17 protein-coding genes and 1 tRNA gene are annotated in these 17679 nt (G+C 69.6%); 3 read left to right on the forward strand and 15 right to left on the reverse strand.

Features of this window, described 5'->3' with window-relative positions:
• Positions 1 to 4: 4 nt before the first annotated feature.
• The 6 genes from VD659_RS17105 to VD659_RS17130 all read right to left on the reverse strand — a co-directional run bounded on the left by VD659_RS17105 (position 5) and on the right by VD659_RS17130 (position 3863).
• Positions 5 to 77 (reverse strand) — tRNA-Ala (locus VD659_RS17105).
• Positions 78 to 166: 89 nt separating this feature from the next.
• Positions 167 to 538: a ribosome silencing factor gene (rsfS, locus tag VD659_RS17110; RefSeq protein ID WP_423262246.1), complete on the reverse strand. Its 372-nt coding sequence runs from the start codon at positions 536 to 538 to the stop codon at positions 167 to 169.
• 16 nt (positions 539 to 554) lie between these two features.
• Positions 555 to 1625, reverse strand: coding sequence for a hypothetical protein (locus VD659_RS17115; RefSeq protein ID WP_423262247.1), 1071 nt, complete (start codon positions 1623 to 1625; stop codon positions 555 to 557).
• A gap of 47 nt (positions 1626 to 1672) precedes the next feature.
• On the reverse strand, positions 1673 to 2290 hold the full coding sequence (gene nadD, locus VD659_RS17120) for a nicotinate-nucleotide adenylyltransferase (protein WP_137835618.1): 618 nt from the start codon (positions 2288 to 2290) through the stop codon (positions 1673 to 1675).
• Between the two features lie 7 nt (positions 2291 to 2297).
• Positions 2298 to 2510: a hypothetical protein gene (locus VD659_RS17125; RefSeq protein WP_423262248.1), complete on the reverse strand. Its 213-nt coding sequence runs from the start codon at positions 2508 to 2510 to the stop codon at positions 2298 to 2300.
• A 72-nt stretch (positions 2511 to 2582) separates the two neighbouring features.
• Positions 2583 to 3863, reverse strand: coding sequence for a glutamate-5-semialdehyde dehydrogenase (locus tag VD659_RS17130; protein ID WP_423262249.1), 1281 nt, complete (start codon positions 3861 to 3863; stop codon positions 2583 to 2585).
• A 45-nt stretch (positions 3864 to 3908) separates the two neighbouring features.
• Here VD659_RS17130 and VD659_RS17135 point away from each other — a divergent pair, with 45 nt between their 5' ends.
• Entirely contained in the window at positions 3909 to 4838 is a 930-nt protein-coding gene (locus VD659_RS17135) for an EamA family transporter (RefSeq protein WP_423262250.1), read from the forward strand.
• 26 nt (positions 4839 to 4864) lie between these two features.
• Here the strand turns inward: VD659_RS17135 and proB are convergent, their stop codons facing one another.
• From proB to rplU, 4 genes are all read right to left on the reverse strand, one after another.
• The gene (gene proB / locus VD659_RS17140; RefSeq protein WP_423262251.1) at positions 4865 to 5659 is read right to left on the reverse strand and encodes a glutamate 5-kinase; all 795 of its coding nucleotides are present in this window, start codon (positions 5657 to 5659) and stop codon (positions 4865 to 4867) included.
• On the reverse strand, positions 5656 to 7167 hold the full coding sequence (obgE, locus tag VD659_RS17145; RefSeq protein WP_423262252.1) for a GTPase ObgE: 1512 nt from the start codon (positions 7165 to 7167) through the stop codon (positions 5656 to 5658). Before obgE ends, proB begins: the two co-directional genes overlap by 4 nt.
• A 104-nt stretch (positions 7168 to 7271) precedes the next feature.
• Entirely contained in the window at positions 7272 to 7529 is a 258-nt protein-coding gene (gene rpmA, locus VD659_RS17150; RefSeq protein WP_092553949.1) for a 50S ribosomal protein L27, read from the reverse strand.
• 13 nt (positions 7530 to 7542) lie between these two features.
• Entirely contained in the window at positions 7543 to 7851 is a 309-nt protein-coding gene (gene rplU / locus VD659_RS17155; RefSeq protein WP_137835623.1) for a 50S ribosomal protein L21, read from the reverse strand.
• A 155-nt stretch (positions 7852 to 8006) separates the two neighbouring features.
• Here rplU and VD659_RS17160 point away from each other — a divergent pair, with 155 nt between their 5' ends.
• Positions 8007 to 8282 (forward strand): DUF4031 domain-containing protein, encoded by a 276-nt coding sequence (locus VD659_RS17160; RefSeq protein WP_423262253.1) that lies wholly within the window; start codon positions 8007 to 8009, stop codon positions 8280 to 8282.
• On the opposite strand, the gene VD659_RS17165 is transcribed toward VD659_RS17160, so the two are convergent.
• The gene (locus tag VD659_RS17165; protein ID WP_423262254.1) at positions 8279 to 11014 is read right to left on the reverse strand and encodes an Rne/Rng family ribonuclease; all 2736 of its coding nucleotides are present in this window, start codon (positions 11012 to 11014) and stop codon (positions 8279 to 8281) included. The two genes, VD659_RS17160 and VD659_RS17165, sit on opposite strands and share 4 nt — an antisense overlap.
• A 312-nt stretch (positions 11015 to 11326) precedes the next feature.
• On the opposite strand from VD659_RS17165, the gene VD659_RS17170 reads away from it, so the two are divergent.
• Positions 11327 to 11941 (forward strand): vitamin K epoxide reductase family protein, encoded by a 615-nt coding sequence (locus VD659_RS17170; RefSeq protein ID WP_423262255.1) that lies wholly within the window; start codon positions 11327 to 11329, stop codon positions 11939 to 11941.
• Here VD659_RS17170 and ndk read toward each other — a convergent pair.
• The 4 genes from ndk to ileS are packed head-to-tail and all read right to left on the reverse strand — an operon-like array spanning position 11938 to position 17678.
• Complete coding sequence (gene ndk, locus VD659_RS17175; protein WP_137835626.1) at positions 11938 to 12360, reverse strand: nucleoside-diphosphate kinase; 423 nt, start codon at positions 12358 to 12360, stop codon at positions 11938 to 11940. The two genes, VD659_RS17170 and ndk, sit on opposite strands and share 4 nt — an antisense overlap.
• On the reverse strand, positions 12357 to 12746 hold the full coding sequence (locus VD659_RS17180; RefSeq protein ID WP_137835627.1) for a DUF4233 domain-containing protein: 390 nt from the start codon (positions 12744 to 12746) through the stop codon (positions 12357 to 12359). Before VD659_RS17180 ends, ndk begins: the two co-directional genes overlap by 4 nt.
• The gene (locus VD659_RS17185; RefSeq protein WP_423262256.1) at positions 12743 to 14269 is read right to left on the reverse strand and encodes a bifunctional folylpolyglutamate synthase/dihydrofolate synthase; all 1527 of its coding nucleotides are present in this window, start codon (positions 14267 to 14269) and stop codon (positions 12743 to 12745) included. Before VD659_RS17185 ends, VD659_RS17180 begins: the two co-directional genes overlap by 4 nt.
• Entirely contained in the window at positions 14262 to 17678 is a 3417-nt protein-coding gene (ileS, locus tag VD659_RS17190; protein WP_423262257.1) for an isoleucine--tRNA ligase, read from the reverse strand. The genes VD659_RS17185 and ileS overlap by 8 nt, the downstream gene beginning before the upstream one ends.
• Between the last annotated feature and the right edge of the window lies 1 nt (position 17679).

Below are 17679 nucleotides of genomic sequence, written 5' to 3' on the forward strand. Positions count from 1 at the left end.
TCGGTGGACCCGAGGGGATTCGAACCCCTGACCCCCTGCATGCCATGCAGGTGCGCTACCAGCTGCGCCACGGGCCCAGGTGTGTGATTTCTCACCTGGCGTTCTTTCCGATCTCCCGGAAACAACTTGTCTAGATTACTACATGCCGGAGGGTGTTGCGAACCACTCAGGCATCCGCCCCCGACACCACGAGGGGCACGACCGGGCAGTCCTTCCAGAGCCGCTCCAGGGAGTAGTACATGCGCTCCTCCTCGTGGAAGACGTGCACCACGAGGTCGTTGAAGTCGAGCAGCACCCAGCGGCCCTCGGAGAAGCCCTCGCGGCGCACGGCCTTCACGCCGGCCTCGGCCAGGCGGTCCTGGATCTCCTCGGCGATGGCGATCACGTTGCGCTCGTTGCGCCCGGAGGCGAGCAGGAAGATGTCGGCGAGAGGCAGCGGGCCCGACACGTCGAGAGCCACGAGGTTCTCGGCCTGCTTGGCGTCGGCCGCCTCAGCGGCGAGCTGAGCGAGGTGGATGGATTCGGTGGAAGCAGTCACGAAGACTTTCTCTGGATCAGAAGACGTGGAAGACGAAGACGGCGAGCAGGAGGCTCACGACGCCCACGGCCAGGACGCCCGCCGTGATGGCGAGCACGACGGGCGCGTTGGCACGCGCCCGCTTCGGAGGGGCGATGAGCGAGGTCGACGAGGTGTTCGTGCTGATGGCACGGCTCGCGCTGACCGGAGCCACATCGGAGCCCGTGTCGACCTCGGAGTGCTCGAGGAACGAGTCGAGCTCGGTCGATTCGAGACCGGATGCCGGCGCGCCCATCGAGCCGAAGCTCGCCGGGAGGTCGATCGACCCGGTGATGATGACCTCGCCGGTCTCGTCGAGCGCGGTGCCGACGTCGCCGGAGCCCGGCACGTTCGGGAGCACGAGAGCGCTCGTGGTGGAGATCGAGTTGGCGGCCGCGGTGTTGCGCAGCGACAGCAGGTCGTCGAACGACGAGGGAAGCTCGTCGCTGGAGAGCTGGCGGCTGCGCTCGGTGGGGCTCTGGAACAGCGGCGCGAGCGTCGGGCTCGCAGCAGCAGCCTCGCGCGCTTCGGCGTCGGCGTGGGCGGCGGCCTCGGCGGTGGGGTCGACGGTCGCGGCGGTCGGGAGGTCGATCACCATCTCCTCGACGACGGTGGGCTCCGAGGTCTCGGCGACGGTCAGGATCTCGATGTGCTCGACGACGTCGTCGTCGCCCTCATCGGCGACCTCGGCGTCGGCAGCGGCCTGAGCGGCGGGGCTGAGCGGCTCGGAGAGCGGCACGACCTCGATGACGGGCTGCACCCGGGTGGCCGGCTCGACGTCGTCGACGGCGTCGTCGTCGGAGGTGACGATCTCGGGGATGATCGTGTCTTCCACGATCTCGTCGTGCTCGGCAGCTGCACCCGCGGCCGCAACGGGCGCACCCGCGTCTGCGGGACCCTGCTGGCGCATCGCGCGTCGCGAAGGGGTGGAAGCATCCGCGGCAGGCTCTGCACCGGCGGCGGCGGCCTCAGCGGCGTCGCGTTCGGCTTGCGCCTTGCGTGCGGCCTCGGCCTCCTCGGCGGCCTTGGCGTCGGCCTCGCGTTCCTTGCGCGGCTTCTGACGCTCCATTTCGCGTAGCTGACGCCTGGTCAGCGGCGGCTCTCCCTGGGACGAACTCATTCAACACTCCGATATAGATGGTGCTTGGTGATGTACTGAACGACACCGTCGGGTACCAAGTACCACACCGGAAAACCCCGGCCAACCCGGCCGCGACAGTCAGTGGACGATATCGCAAGCGCCGGAACTTCCAAATAGCTTACGTCCTGGCGCGGTAAAGACGAAATGGCGAGGGTGTGACCCGGCCGGGAGACAGCGACGAAATGCGCCAGATCCCAGAGTTCGTCGACGTCTTTCCAGTTGAGGATCTGCGTGATCGCGTCGGCCCCCGAGATGAAGAACAGGTCGGCGTCCGGATGCGCGGCGTGCAGATCGCGCAAGGTGTCGATCGTGTAGGTGACGCCGCCGCGATCGATGTCGACGCGGCTCACGGTGAAGCGCGGATTCGAGGCGGTGGCGATCACGGTCATCAGGTAGCGGTGCTCCGCCGAGGTCACCGGCTGCTTGTGCCACGGTCGCCCGGTGGGCACGAAGACCACTTCGTCGAGGTCGAAGGACGTGGCGGCCTCACTGGCCGCCACGAGGTGGCCGTGGTGCACCGGGTCGAAGGTTCCGCCCATCACCCCGATGCGCTGTCGCCGCGCTTCCCCCGTCCGCGCGGTATCGATCGTCATACGACGTCTAGTGATCCGCGCCCGTGCGGTCGGCGTGCCCGTGCACATCGTGCGTCTGGGCGAACTGGGCGGACTTCTGCGGGTGGCGGTTCGCCACATCCCGGTAGCTCCACACCACGAGCGCGAGCGCGAGGAAGACCACGGCGGCGATGAGGCCGAACACGATCGGGGGGAACGGCAGCGTGACGCGCTCGTCGACACCGATAGCCAGCACACTCACCAGAGCAGACATTGATTCTCCCGATCGTTCCGTACCGCCCCCTGTTTCGGGGCGAGCCCTCCTACGATACCGCTAACTGCGGAATTGCCCCGAACCGCGCACGCGCCATTTCGTGCTCGTGAGCTCCGGCAGCCCCATCGGGCCGCGGGCGTGCAGCTTCTGGGTGGAGATGCCCACCTCGGCGCCGAAGCCGAACTCGCCGCCGTCGGTGAACCGCGTCGAGGCGTTCACCATCACCACGGCCGAGTCGACCTCGTTGAGGAAACGCTCCGCGTTGCCCAGATCGTTGGTGATGATCGACTCCGTGTGGTGGGTCGAATACCGGCGGATGTGCTCCATCGCCTCGTCGAGATCGCGCACCACGCGCACCGCGAGGTCGAGGCTCATGTATTCGGTGCGCCAGTCGTCCTCGGTGGCCGGCACGGCATCCGGGAACAGGGCGCGGGTCGCCTCGTCGGCATGGAGGGTGACCCCGGATGCGGTGAGCCGCCCCAGCACCGGCCCCAGCAGGCGCTCTGCCGCGTCTTCGTGCACGAGAAGCGTCTCGAGGGCGTTGCACACGCTCGGCCGCTGCACCTTGGCGTTGTGAACGATGTCGACGGCCCACTGCTCGTCGGCGCTCGCGTCGAGGAAGACGTGCACCACTCCGGCCCCGGTCTCGATCACGGGCACCTTCGACTCGGTGACGACCGTCTCGATCAGCTGGGCACTGCCGCGCGGGATGAGCACGTCGACCGCACCCCGGGCGCGCATGAGCTGCCGGGCGCCGTCCCGGCCGAACTCGTCGATGGTCTGAACGGAGGCGCCGGGCAGGCCCACCGACTCCAGCGCGCCCTGGATGAGCCCCACGAGCACGCGGTTGGTGTTCTCAGCCGCCGAACCGCCCCGGAGCACGACGGCGTTGCCGCTCTTGACGGCGAGCGCGGTGATGTCGACCGTCACGTTGGGGCGGGCCTCGTAGATGACGCCGACCACACCGAACGGCACCCGCACCTGGTCGATGCGCACCCCGTTCGGCAGGCTGCGGCCCTGCACGGTCTCGCCCACCGGATCGACCAGGGCGACCACCTCGCGCACGGCGGCGGCGAGGGAGGCCAAGCGCGGCGCATCCAGTCGCAGGCGATCCTGCAGGGCGCCGGAGAGGCCGTTCTCGCGACCGTTCGCGAGGTCGAGGTCGTTGGCCGGAACCACGGAGGCCTCCGCCGTCTCGATGGCGGCGGCGATGGCCTCGAGAGCGCGGTTCTTCTGCTCGGTGCGGGCGGTGGCGAGCACGATGGACGCGGCTCGTGCGGCGGCGAGCTTGCCGTCGAAGGCCGAGACGGCGGTGGGCTCGAGAACGGTAACCTCAGGCATGCGCAAAGTCTACGCGCCCGGAGCGCCGCGACGTCGGGGGGCACCGTGCTCCTGATCGTCGTGCTGAGCCTCGTGTCGAGCCTGTTCTACGGCACCTCCGACTTCCTCGGCGCGGTGGCGGCCCGACGCCTCTCCGTGCTGCCGGCCACCCTCGTGACCTACGCGCTCGGCTCCGTCGTCATCGCTCTGGCCTTGCTGCCCGGAGGCTGGTCGTGGAGCGCCGATGCCGGCGTGTCCGGCGTTCTCGCCGGGCTCTTCGCGATCGTGGGCTTCATCACCTTCTATGCCGCGCTCGCGATCGGCCCGATGAGTCTGCTCTCCCCCGTCATCGCGCTCATCCAGGCGCTCGTGCCGGTGACGGCGGCGCTGGTGACCGGGCAGGGGCTCAGCCCGCTCGGCTGGAGCGCGGTCGGCCTGGCCGTCGTGGCCACCCTGCTGATCTCCCGCCAGCACACGGATGCGCCGGGGCGGGTCACGCTCCCGGGCGCGGTCCTCGCCGTGGTGTCGGGCGTCACGCTCGGTGCCTCGGTGGTGGCGCTCGACTCCTCGCCGCAGGAGTCCGGCCTGCTGCCGGCGTTCCTCGAGATGGCCGTCGGGCTCGTCGTCCTGAGCTGCCTGATCGGAGTGCTGCGCCTGGCGCGCCGGGAGATCCCGTGGCTCTCCGGCGAGGCTGGGACCGCAACGGACGGGCCGGAGGCGGCCGCCGGCACCGCCGAGGCCACCGCCGAACCGCGAGCTCCGCGAGCAGCCTGGGCCGCCGCGGCCGGTGCCGGCCTTCTGCTCGGCGCGGCGAACGCACTCCTGATGCTGGCGCTCCACGCGGGCAACCTGGCCGTGGTGTCCGTGCTCTCGAGCCTCTACCCGCTGGCCACGGTCATCCTGGCCGCCGTGGTCTTGCGCGAACGCGTGGCGCGCATCCAGGTGGCGGGCATCGCGCTCGCCCTCGTGGCGGCGGTGCTGCTCAGCCTCTCCTAGCCCGGCGGCAGCTCCGCGCACGCACGCTAGAGGGCGGCGGGCTCGAACCAGGTGCCGAGCTCGGCGCCGGAGAGGGCCGCAGCGACGTTCGCCGTGGAGGTGACGAGCACCGCCGTGCCGGCGGCGGCGGCGAGACGCGCCGCCGAGACCTTCGTGGCCGCGCCCCCGGTGCCGACGCCGGCCGAGCCGATGTCGCCGAAGGTGACGCCCGCGAGGTCGTCGCCGAGCGGCACCTCGGTGATCTTGACCGCGCCGGGCTCCTGCGGAGGGCGCGTGTAGAGGGCGTCGACGTCGGAGAGCAGGATGAGCGCATCCGCCCCCACGAGCTGCGACACCATCGCGGCGAGCCGGTCGTTGTCGCCGAAGCGGATCTCGTGCGTCGCGACCGTGTCGTTCTCGTTGACGATGGGCAGGATGCGCAGGCCGAGCAGCCGGTCCATGGCGCGCTGCGCGTTCGAGGTGTGCGTGGGGTTCTCGAGGTCGCCCGCGGTGAGCAGCACCTGGCCGGCCACGATGCCGTAGCGGCGCAGGCTGTCCTGGTAGCGGAAGATGAGAACGTTCTGGCCCACCGCCGCCGCAGCCTGCTGCGTGGCAAGGTCGTTCGGCCGCGCGTCGAGCTTCAGGTAGGGCATGCCGGTGGCGATGGCGCCCGAAGACACCAGGATGACCTCGGTGCCCCGCGCGTGAGCGGTGGCCAGGGCGTCGACGAGCGGCTCGATCTGGCCGGCATTGGCGCCGCTGATCGACGAGGATCCGACCTTCACCACGACGCGCTGAGCACCGGGGATGCCGGCGCGCGACAGGATGCGCGGGCGGGTCACGACTCGTCGTCCTCGTTCTTCCAGAGACCTGCTTCCTTCTCGCGCACCAGTTCGGCGCGCGCCTCGGCCTTGGCGTCCATGAGGTCGAAGTAGTCTTCGCGGCGCTGGTTGCTGGTGCGACGACGCGGGCCTTCCAGGCGCGGGTCGGAGCCGCGCGGGCTCGTCACGAGTTCCGCGGTCGAGGTGAGCGTGGGCTCCCAGTCGAACACGACGCCGTTGCCGCGGCCGATGACCACGGCCGAGCCGGAGACGGCGCCGGCCTTGAACAGCTGGTCTTCGACGCCGAGCTTCGCGAGCCGGTCGGCGAGGAAGCCGACGGCCTCGTCGTTGGCGAAATCGGTCTGCTGCACCCACTTCTCGGGCTTGGCGCCGATGATGCGGTAGACGTTGCCGTGCGTGCCGCCCTCGACCTTGATGACGAAGCCCGACTCGTCGACCGCACGGGGCCGGAGCACGATGCGCGCCGCGGCCGGCTGCTCTGCGGCCTTCTTGCGTTCGGCTTCGACGAGGTCGGCGAGAGCGAACGACAGCTGGCGCAGACCCTCGTGGCTCGCGGTCGAGATCTCGAACACGCGGTAGCCGCGGGCCTCGAGCTCGGGCTTCACGAACTCGGCGAGCTCGCGGGCCTCGGGCACGTCGATCTTGTTCAAAGCGATGAGCTGCGGGCGCTCGAGAAGCGGCAGCTGACCCTCGGGCACCGGGTAGGCGGCGAGTTCGGCCTGGATGATCTCGAGGTCGCTGATGGGGTCGCGGCCCGGCTCGAGCGTGGCGCAGTCGAGAACGTGCAGCAGCGCGCTGCATCGCTCGACGTGCCGCAGGAACTCCAGGCCCAGGCCCTTGCCCTCGCTCGCACCCTCGATCAGGCCGGGGACGTCGGCGATGGTGTAGCGGGTGCTACCCGACTCGACCACGCCGAGGTTCGGGTGCAGCGTCGTGAAGGGGTAGTCGGCGATCTTCGGCTTCGCCGCCGAGAGCGCGGCCACGAGGCTCGACTTGCCGGCGCTCGGGTAGCCCACGAGGGCGATGTCGGCCACCGTCTTGAGCTCGAGGAGGACGTCGCCCTCCCAGCCCTCGGTACCGAGCAGTGCGAAGCCGGGGGCTTTGCGCTTGGTGGTGGAGAGCGCGGCGTTGCCGAGACCGCCCTGGCCTCCGGCGGCCACGACGAAGCGCATCCCGCTCACGACCATGTCGACGAGCTCGTTGCCCTCGGTGTCTTTCACCACGGTGCCCACCGGCACGGTGAGCACGAGCTCGTCGCCGTTGGCGCCGGCGCGGTGGTCGCCCATGCCCGGGCCGCCGTTCGCGGAGGACTGGTGCGGGTGGCGGTGGAAGCCGAGCAGCGTCGTGGTCTGGGAGTCGCTCACCAGCACGATGTCGCCGCCGTTGCCGCCGTTGCCGCCGTCGGGTCCGGCGAGGGGCTTGAACTTCTCGCGGCGCACGGACACGCATCCGTTGCCGCCGTTGCCCGCCCTCAGATGGAGGGTGACGTGGTCGACGAAAGTGACCATTCCGGTTCCCTCACTGCCTTCGGTGTTCGTTGGTGCTGCTGTTCTTCGGGGGAAATGCGACAGGCGGGCCGAAGCCCGCCCGTCTGAAGCCTTGCCGGCGGAGGTTACTCCGCGGCGACCACGATGTTGACGACCTTGCGGCCGCCCTTGGCGCCGAACTCGACCGAGCCCGCCGCGAGGGCGAACAGGGTGTCGTCGCCACCACGACCGACGTTGACGCCGGGGTGGAAGTGGGTGCCGCGCTGGCGGACGATGATCTCGCCCGCTCCGACGACCTGGCCACCGAAGCGCTTCACGCCGAGGCGCTGCGCGTTGGAGTCACGACCGTTGCGAGTGGAACTCGCGCCCTTTTTGTGTGCCATTAGCCTGTGATCCTTACTTGATTCCGGTGACCTTGACGCGGGTGAGCTCCTGGCGGTGGCCCTGGCGCTTCTTGTACCCGGTCTTGTTCTTGAACTTCTGGATGACGATCTTCGGGCCGCGGAGGTCTTCGAGGACCTCGGCGGTGACCTTCACCTTGGACAGCGAGGGGGCGTCGGTGGTGATCTTGTCACCATCGACGAGCAGCACTGCCGCCAGCTCGATGTTGCCGTCTTTGTCGGCCTTGATGCGGTCGAGGGTGACAATGGTGCCGACCTCGACCTTTTCCTGCCGACCACCGGCGCGCACAACTGCGTAAACCAATTTACGTACCTAACTCTTTGGGGGCCCTCAAAAGCGCAATCTGCGACGCTTGGAAGTCTTGGCGTTTCGCGAGCGAAGCTCTACGCACACCAGCGGTCAAGCTTACTTGAATCTGCGATTTCGGTCAAACTGGCTCGAGTGGGATACTCGGCCACGTGACGGTCTTGATCGACAGGCCCATCTGGCCAGCCCACGGTACCATCTGGGGGCACCTCGTCAGCGACGAATCGCTGGACGAACTGCATTCTTTCGCGGCCCGGGCGGGGCTTCCGCCACGGAGCTTCGACCTCGACCACTACGACGTGCCCGTCGACCGCTACGAGGAGCTCGTGGCGGCCGGGGCGCTGCCCGTGAGCTACCGCGACCTCGTGGTGCGCCTGCGGGACAGCGGCCTGCGCGTGCGGGGCCGGGACCGCCCCGCGAAGTCCTAGGACTGCGCGGGGGGCTCGACGGGAGCGGAGACGGCCGCCGTGCTGACACGACGGCTGCGGCCGCGGCCCTGGCCGGGCTGCTTGGGCTCGGGCAGCGCCTCGAGCACCGAGTCGAGCAGGTGCGTCGCGTCCTGCGGGCGCACCCGCGGGACGCGCTGCGCCTTCGTGACCGGGATGTCGAGGATGGCGATCTCGGGCGCCGACTCGCCGACCGCGGCCGCCGCCTCGACGACGGGCGCCGGCGCTGGGGCCTGCTCCGGCGCATCCGGAGCCGCCGGGGCGTCTGCAGCGGTGGTCGTCGCCGGGGCGTCGCCGCCCGCGGATTCCGTGGAGCGGCTCTGGCGCGACTTGCGCCGGCGGGAGGACTTGCTGGCCGCGACGCCCTGCTCGGGCGCCTCCGCGGCCGGCTGCTCACCCGAGGCGCTGCCCGGCGCATCCGGAGCCGTCGAGTCGGTCACCACGGGCACGGAGGCCGTCGGCGGGTGCGCGTGCGACGCCGCGATGGTCGAGGCCGCGATCTGGGCGAGCGCGTTCTTCGCGTCGTCGGTGATGGCGTGCGTGACCCCGTTGCCGGTCGAGGGCGCGGAGTGCGCGCCGCCGTTCGACCCGTTGCCGGAGCCGTTGGACAAACCGTTGCCGCCCCCACCCTGGCCGCCGTTGCCACCGCGGCCGCGGCGTCCGCCCGCGGACTGCTGGGCGCTGCCGCCCATGCCGGGGCCGGTCGGGCGGTGCTTCACGACGGGGTCGTGATGGATGATGATGCCCCGGCCCGCGCAGACCTCGCAGGGTTCGGAGAACGACTCGATGAGGCCGAGCCCGAGCTTCTTGCGGGTCATCTGCACGAGTCCGAGCGAGGTGACCTCGGCCACCTGGTGCTTGGTTCGGTCGCGCGAAAGGCACTCGATGAGCCGGCGCAGCACGAGGTCGCGGTTCGACTCGAGCACCATGTCGATGAAGTCGACCACGATGATGCCACCGATGTCGCGCAGCCGCAGCTGGCGCACGATCTCCTCGGCCGCCTCGAGGTTGTTCTTCGTGACGGTCTCCTCGAGGTTTCCGCCGGAGCCCACGAACTTGCCGGTGTTGACGTCGACGACCGTCATGGCCTCGGTGCGGTCGATCACGAGCGAGCCGCCCGAGGGCAGCCAGACCTTGCGGTCGAGCGCCTTCTCGATCTGCTCGGAGACGCGGTACTCGTCGAAGGCGTCGCGCTCGCCCTCGTACTTCTCGACACGGTCGAGGAGGTCGGGAGCGACGGCCGCGAGGTAGTTCTCGATCGTGGCCTGGGCGTCGTCGCCGGAGATGACGAGCTTGTGGAAGTCCTCGTTGAAGACGTCGCGAACGATCTTGATGAGCAGGTCGGGCTCGGAGTGCAGCAGGTGCGGGCCCTGCTTGGTCTTCACGAGCTCCGAGATGTGCGCCCACTGGGCGGTGAGGCGGTTGACGTCGAGCGTCAGCTGCTCCTCAGTGGCGCCCTCCGAGGCGGTGCGCACGATGACGCCCACGTTGTCGGGCAGCACCTCCTTGAGGATGCGCTTGAGGCGCGCCCGCTCGGTGTCGGGGAGCTTGCGGGAGATGCCGTTCATCGAGCCGTTGGGCACGTAGACGAGGTAGCGGCCGGGCAGGCTGACCTGGCTCGTGAGGCGGGCGCCCTTGTGGCCGACCGGGTCTTTCGTGACCTGCACGAGCACGGTGTCGCCCGACTTGAGTGCGAGCTCGATGCGGCGCGGCTGGGTGCCCTTGCCCTCGTTGTTCTCGGCGGCGGCATCCCAGTCGACCTCGCCGGAGTACAGCACGGCGTTGCGGCCGCGCCCGATGTCGACGAAGGCGGCCTCCATGCTCGGCAGCACGTTCTGCACGCGGCCGAGGTAGACGTTGCCGATGAGGGAGGCGTCTTGGGCCTTGGCCACGTAGTGCTCGACGAGCACGCCGTCTTCGAGCACGGCGATCTGGATCTTGTCGTTCTTGGCGCGCACCACCATCTGGCGGTCGACGGCCTCGCGGCGGGCGAGGAACTCGGCCTCGGTCACGACGGGCCGGCGGCGGCCGGCGTCGCGGCCGTCGCGGCGGCGCTGCTTCTTGGCCTCGAGGCGGGTGGAGCCCTTGACGCGCTGCGGCTCGGTGATCAGCTCGGGCTCACGCGGGGCGCGGACCTTGACGACGGTGTTCGCCGGGTCGCCCTCTCCCCCACGGCTCTCGTCGCCCGCGCGACGGCGGGAGCGGCGGCGCACGTTCGACTCCGGCCCCTGGTCGTCGCGGTCGCGGGGATCGCGGTCACGCGGGTCGCGGTCACGGGGATCGCGCTCGTCGTCGCGATCGCCGCGCGGCGGCAGCGGCGGGAGATCGGGGGCCTGGAAGATGAGGGAGGTGGTGCTGAGCGCACGCACGGCCGGCTTGTCCGCGGCGGCTGCGGGAGCATCCGGAGCCGAGGCGGCGGGCGCCGAGAAGGGAGCGAGACCGGGCTCGTCGTCGTGCGCGCCGGAGCTCGTCACGGCGGGAGCATCCGGTGCCGCCGTGACCTCGGCGTTCTCGGCGACGGCGGGCACCTCGGCCTCGGCCGGCGCCGGGGCGTCGATCACGGGAGCGGAAGGCGGGGTCGCGGCCTCCGCAGCAGGCTGCGTCGGCGCATCCTTCTTCACCGCTCGGCGACCGCCGAACAGCCGGGTCTTGCGGCGTGCCGTGCCCTCTCCGTTTGCTCCGTCATTGTCATTGTGTGAATTTTTCTCCACCATCTCTGGTGCAACTCCTTGCCAGCCGGAGACTTTCGCCTTCCGGCAGGTACTCTCACGAGCGCAGTGCTGCGGGTGCAGCCACCTCCGCCGATCTTTCGCTAATGCGCCCGGCCGGCGTCGTGCCGGCCCTGGTCGCTCTGTCTCTTCGTATGCCGGGTGCCGGTCGATGGATCACACTCTGGGTGAGCCGCTCATGGCCGTCGAGCCCGGTAAGTCTTCTTGGGCGGTTTCCGCTTCGTTCACGAAAACCTTCCCCCGATTATCGCATGCATTCCCAGATTGCTCGCGATTGGCCTCTGCAATAATGCTGACGTGCCAGACCAGACCGCGGAATACCGCCGACCGATCGCCTTCGCCGTGTTCCTGATCGTCGCGGGAGTCATCGGCTGGTACTCCTCGTTCGACCTCACCCTCGAGAAGATCCAGACCCTCCTCAATCCCGCCTACAAGCCCACCTGCGACATCTCGCCGCTCGTAACCTGCGGGCCGAACATGGCGAGCTGGCAGGGATCGATCTTCGGCTTCCCCAACCCCGTCATCGGGGTGGCGTGCTTCGTGGCGCCCATCGTCGTGGGCGTGGCCATCCTGGCCGGCGCGCGCTTCGCGAAGTGGTTCTGGGTGCTCTTCAACCTGGGCATCGTGCTCGCGCTGGTGTTCGTGATCTGGCTGATCTCGCAGAGCATCTTCTCGCTCGGCACACTCTGCCCCTACTGCATGCTCGTGTGGTCGGTCGTCATCCCGCTGTTCTGGTACGTCACCGGGTACAACCTCCGAGAGGGCCACTTCGGCAACCGGGGGGAGAGCCGTGAGATCGCCGCTCTCGTCTTCCCCTGGCTCTGGACCCTCGTGCTGCTCAGCTACCTCGTCGTCGTGGTGATCGCGCAGCTGCGGCTCGACGCGATCACCTCGATCATCAACTCGCTCTAGTCGAACCAGAGGGCGAGCTCGCGGGCGGCCGACTCGGGCGAGTCGCTGCCGTGCACGAGGTTCTGCTGCACCGAGAGGCCCCAGTCGCGCGCGAGGTCGCCGCGGATGGTGCCGGGGGCGGCCGTGGTGGGGTCGGTGGTTCCGGCGAGCGAACGGAAGCCTTCGATCACGCGGTTGCCCGCGATGCGGAGCGCGACGATCGGGCCGGACTCCATGAACTCCACCAGCGGCTCGTAGAAGGGCTTGCCCTGGTGCTCCTCGTAGTGCGCGGCGAGCAGCTCGCGGTCGGGCTCGATGAGCTTCACGTCGACCAGCTGGTAGCCCTTGGCCTCGATGCGGCGGAGGATCTCCCCGGTGAGGTTGCGCGCCACGCCATCCGGCTTGACGAGGACGAGGGTTTCTTCGACGAACGTGGTCACGATGTTCCTTCCGGGTTGCCGCTCTCGCGGCTCGAATTCTCCGGAATCACCCTAGCGGCGTTCTGGCGGTCGATCTGCGAGCCCTTGACCATGCAGTAGATCCACAGCCCCACGAAGATCGCCGCGACGATCGAGAGCAGCGGAACCAGGATGCACGTCAGCACGATGACCGCCTGCAGCGCCCAGCCGAGGCCGTACCCCCAGGGGTAACGCAGCAGCAGCGTGCTGCCGAGCAGGAGAACGCACAGCACGGCGCCGCCGCCGAGGGCGATCGGGGCGGGCAGCGCCTGCAGCCCGAAGATCACGAGCGCGGCGAAGAACATCACCACCGACTCGAAGCCGAGCACGATGGCGCCGAGGTTCTGGCGAACGGAGCCGCTTCTCACGCCTTCCAGCCCTCTTCCGCCGCGATCGTGATGACGTCGCCCACGAGAGTGATCGAGCCCGCCACGAGCACGGCACCCTTCTCCGACTCCCCCGCGATCTCGCGGGCCTGGTCGAGGGCGGCGAGCAGATCCGGCTCGACGAGCACCCGGTCGGCGCCCACCACGCCGACCACCGTCGAGGCGAGCTCGTCGGGGTCGATGGCGCGATCCGATCCGGACGTCGTCACCACGAACTCGGAGACGGCCGGGGCGAGGGCGCGGATGATGCCCTCCACGTCTTTGTCGGCCAGCACCGAGACCACGGCCACGACCTTGTCGAAGGTGAAGTACTCGGCCAGAGCGGCGGCGAGCACCTCGGCGCCGCCCGGGTTGTGGGCGGCGTCGACGAGCACGGTGGGCTCGGTGCCCACGAGCTGCAGCCGGCCGGGTGACGTGGCGGTGGCGAAGCCCTCGGTGAGCACCTCGTCGGTGATGGCCTGGGTTCCGCCGCCGATGAACGACTCGACCGCTGCGACCGCGACCGCCGCGTTGTGACCCTGGTGGTTGCCGTAGAGCGGCAGGAAGACGTCGCGGTAGGTGCCCGCGAGACCCTGGATCGAGACCAGCTGGCCGCCCACCGCCACCGTCGACTCGAGCAGCCGGAAGCGATCGCCCTCGGCCTCGAAGGTGGACTCGGAGAGCTCGGCGGCGCGCACCAGCTCGGCCAGCGCATCCGGCAGCTGCGCCGCGGTCACGACCTGCGCGGCGGGCTTGATGATGCCCGACTTCGTGCGCGCGATCTCGGCCACGGTGTTGCCCAGGCGTGCCGTGTGGTCGAGCGAGATGGGGGTGAAGACCGCCACCTGGCCGTCGGCGACGTTCGTGGAGTCCCATTCGCCGCCCATGCCGACCTCGATCACGGCCACGTCGACCGGCGCGTCGGCGAAGGACGCGAAGGCGAGCACGGAGAGCGCCTCGAAGAAGGTCAGGCGCGGCTCGCCGTCGTTCTCGAGCTCGGTGTCGACGAGGTCGAGGAAAGGCTCGATGTCACGCCAGTTGGCGGCGAGCGACTCGTTGGAGATGGGCACGCCGTCGATCATGATGCGCTCGTTCACCCGCTCGAGGTGCGGGCTGGTGAAGAGACCGGTGCGCAGGCCCGAGGCGCGGAGGATGCTCTCGACGATGCGGCTCGTGCTCGTCTTGCCGTTGGTGCCCGTGATGTGGATGACGGGGTAGGCCCGCTGCGGATCGCCGAGCATCTCCACCGCGCGGCGGGTGGCCGAGAGGCGCGGCTCGGGGGCGGCCTCGCCGAGGCGGGAGAGCAGCGCCGCGTAGACCGCGTCGCCCTCTTCCACGAACTCGTCGGGCGCGTCGAGGCCCGCGGACTCGAACTCGTCCTGACCGGAGGCGTTGTAGCGCTCGGCCACGGCGTCGTCGCTGTTCTCCGGCAGTTCGCCGAAGTCGAGGTCGCTCGCGAACTCGTCGTCGGCGTCGCCGTCTCCGAAGGGGTTGAAGGGCCCGCCGGGCGTGTTCTGATCAGACATCCTTGGTCACCGTCTTCCGGCTCACGGCGATGAGGAACTCGTCGTCGTTCGCATACTTTCCCGCCTCGATCCGCGCGAAGTGCTCGGGGACCGCTCCGGCGATGCCCGGCAGCCACTCCGAGGCGAGCACCTCACGATACCCGTCGAGCGCGGCCGTGTCGCGGGGCGAACGCACCGCGAAGTCGGTGGCGAGGGTCTCGCCCGCGATGTCGACGACGCCCACGACCCCGGCCACGGCATCCGCGTCGGCGTCGGAGAAGAACACGAGGTCGAGGGCGATGCGGTCGCTCACGTCGAATCCGGCCGACTTGCGGGCATCCTGAACCGCCCGGATGACGTCACGGGCCAGCCCCTCGGCCTCGAGGGCCGGGGTGAGCGTGGTGTCGAGCAGCACGAAGCCGCCGCGCGGGAGCAGCGCGAGGGCACGGCTCCGGCCGGCCTCGGCCGAGGCCTCGTCGATGGAGGCCTCGAGCACGAGTTCGAACTCGCCCTCGAGCAGCTCGATGCCGCCCGCCGTCACGACCCCGTTGGCCTCGGACCACTGCCCCTCGCGCGCGGCCTTGATGGCCTGTTGCACGCTCTTGCCGAGACGGGGACCCGCCACACGGGCATTGACCGTGAGCCGCGAGGTGATGCCGAACTCGGCGGCGCTCGTGGTGGCCTCCTCGACCAGGGTGACCTTCTTCAGGTTGAGCTCGTCGCGCAGGATTCCCTCGAACTGCGCCAGGTTCTCGGCGCCCTCGGTGACGATCGTCAGCTCGGCAAGCGGCAGGCGCACGCGCAGGCCGTTGAGCTTGCGCAGCGAGAGCACCGTGGAGGAGATCGAGCGCACCGTGTCCATCGCGTGCACTAGGCCGGCGTCGGCCGGGTAGTCGTTCTCGTTCGGCCAGTCGGCGAGGTGCACGCTGCGGCCGCCGGTCAGTCCCTTCCAGACCGCGTCGGAGACGAGCGGGAGCAGCGGGGCGGCCACCCGGGTGAAGGTCTCGAGCACGGTGTAGAGGGTGTCGAAGGCCGCGGTGTCGTCGCCCGACCAGAAGCGGTCGCGGCTGCGGCGCACGTACCAGTTGGTGAGCACGTCGGCGAAGTCGCGGAGCTTCGCCGAGGCGAGGGTCGCATCCAGCTGCTCCAGGTCGGCCGTGACGTCCTGCACGAGCTCGCGCGTCTTGGCGAGCAGGTAGCGGTCGAGCACGTCGGTCGAGTCGGTGCGCCAGGATGCCTCGTAGCCGCCCTCTCTCGCCGAGTTGGCGTAGAGGGTGAAGAAGTAATAGGTGCTCCACAGCGGCAGCAGCACCTCGCGAACGCCCTGACGGATGCCCTCCTCGGTGACGACGAGGTTGCCGCCGCGCAGAACGGGGGACGACATGAGGAACCAGCGCATCGCATCCGAGCCGTCGCGGTCGAAGACCTCGGTGACGTCGGGGTAGTTGCGGAGCGACTTCGACATCTTCTGCCCGTCGGAGCCCAGGACGATGCCGTGGCTGATGACGTTCTTGAACGCCGGGCGGTCGAAGAGCGCGGTCGAGAGCACGTGCATCACGTAGAACCAGCCGCGGGTCTGCCCGATGTACTCCACGATGAAGTCGGCGGGGCTGTGGGTCGGGAACCAGTCCTGGTTCTCGAACGGGTAGTGCACCTGCGCGAACGGCATCGAGCCGGAGTCGAACCAGACGTCGAACACGTCCGAGATGCGGCGCATGGTCGAGCGGCCGGTGGGGTCGTCGGGGTTCGGGCGGGTGAGGTCGTCGATGAACGGGCGGTGGAGGTCGGGCTCGCCGTCGCGGTTCAGCGGCAGCCGGCCGAAGTCGGCCTCGAGCTCGGCGAGCGAGCCGTAGACGTCGACCCGCGGGTACTCCGGGTCGTCGCTCTTCCACACCGGGATGGGTGAGCCCCAGTAGCGGTTGCGCGACACCGACCAGTCACGGGCGCCGGCGAGCCACTTGCCGAACTGGCCCTCCTTGACGTTCTCGGGCACCCACTCGATCTGCTGGTTGAGCTCCTCCATGCGGTCGCGGATGGGCGTGACGCGCACGAACCAGCTCGACACGGCCTTGTAGATGAGCGGGTTGCGGCAGCGCCAGCAGTGCGGGTAGCTGTGCTCGTAGCTGGCCTGGCGGAACAGCCGCCCCTCGTTCTTGAGCAGCTGGGTGAGCGGCTTGTTGGCGTCGAACACCTGCAGGCCCGCGACCTCGGCGATGTTCGGGAGGAACTTGCCGCCGTCGTCGACGGAGATGATGACCGGGATGCCCGCGGCCTCGCACACCTTCTGGTCCTCCTCGCCGTAGGCGGGGGCCTGGTGCACGATGCCGGTGCCGTCGCTCGTCGACACGTAATCGGCCACGAGGATCTGCCAGGCGTTCTGGGTGCCGAAGGTCTCGGTGTCGGCGTAGTGGTCCCAGAGCCGGTCGTAGGCCACTCCCTCGAGCTCGCGCCCGGAGTACGCGGTCTGGCGGCCGGCGACCGCAGCCCACTCGGCCGACGCGGCCAGCGCATCCGCGGCCGACTCGTAGCCGAGGTCTTTGGCGTACGAGCCCACGAGCTCGCGGGCCAGCAGGAACACCTGCCCGCGCAGCTTCTCCTGCACCCCGGTGCGCTCCCCCGCCGCGAGGGCATGGGGCACCGCCACGTAGGCGATGTCGGGCCCGACGGCGAGCGCGAGGTTGGTGGGGAGGGTCCAGGGCGTCGTCGTCCAGGCGAGCGCCTCGACGCCGGTGAGGCCGAGCGACTCGGCGCGCGAGCCGACGAGCGGGAAGGTGACGGTCACCGTCTGGTCCTGACGCATCTTGTAGACGTCGTCGTCCATCCGGAGCTCGTGGTTCGACAGCGGCGTCTCGTCGTTCCAGCAATAGGGCAGCACCCGGTAGCCCTCGTAGGCGAGGCCTTTGGTGTGCAGCTGCTTGAAGGCCCACAGCACGCTCTCCATGAAGGTGACGTCGAGGGTCTTGTAATCGTTGTCGAAGTCGACCCAGCGGGCCTGGCGGGTGACGTACTCCTGCCACTCCTTCGTGTACTGCAGCACGGATTTGCGCGAGGCCGCGTTGAAGACCTCGATGCCCATCTCCTCGATCTCGCTCTTCTGCGTGATGCCGAGCTGGCGCATCGCCTCGAGCTCGGCGGGGAGACCGTGGGTGTCCCAGCCGAAGCGGCGCTCCACCTTCTTGCCGCGCATGGTCTGGAAGCGCGGGAAGACGTCTTTGGCGTAGCCGGTGAGCAGGTGCCCGTAGTGCGGGAGGCCGTTGGCGAAGGGCGGTCCGTCGTAGAACACCCACTCGGGCGCACCGTCGCGGTTCGCGAGGGAGGCCTGGAAGGTGTCGTCGTCCTTCCAGAAGGCGAGCACGCCCTCCTCCACGGCCGGGAAGCTCGGCGAGGGGACGACCGATGAGAAGTCGTCAGAGTCTTTGGGGTACGTCATG

Source organism: Herbiconiux sp. 11R-BC (assembly GCF_049472555.1).
In the GTDB taxonomy this organism is placed as follows: domain Bacteria; phylum Actinomycetota; class Actinomycetes; order Actinomycetales; family Microbacteriaceae; genus Herbiconiux.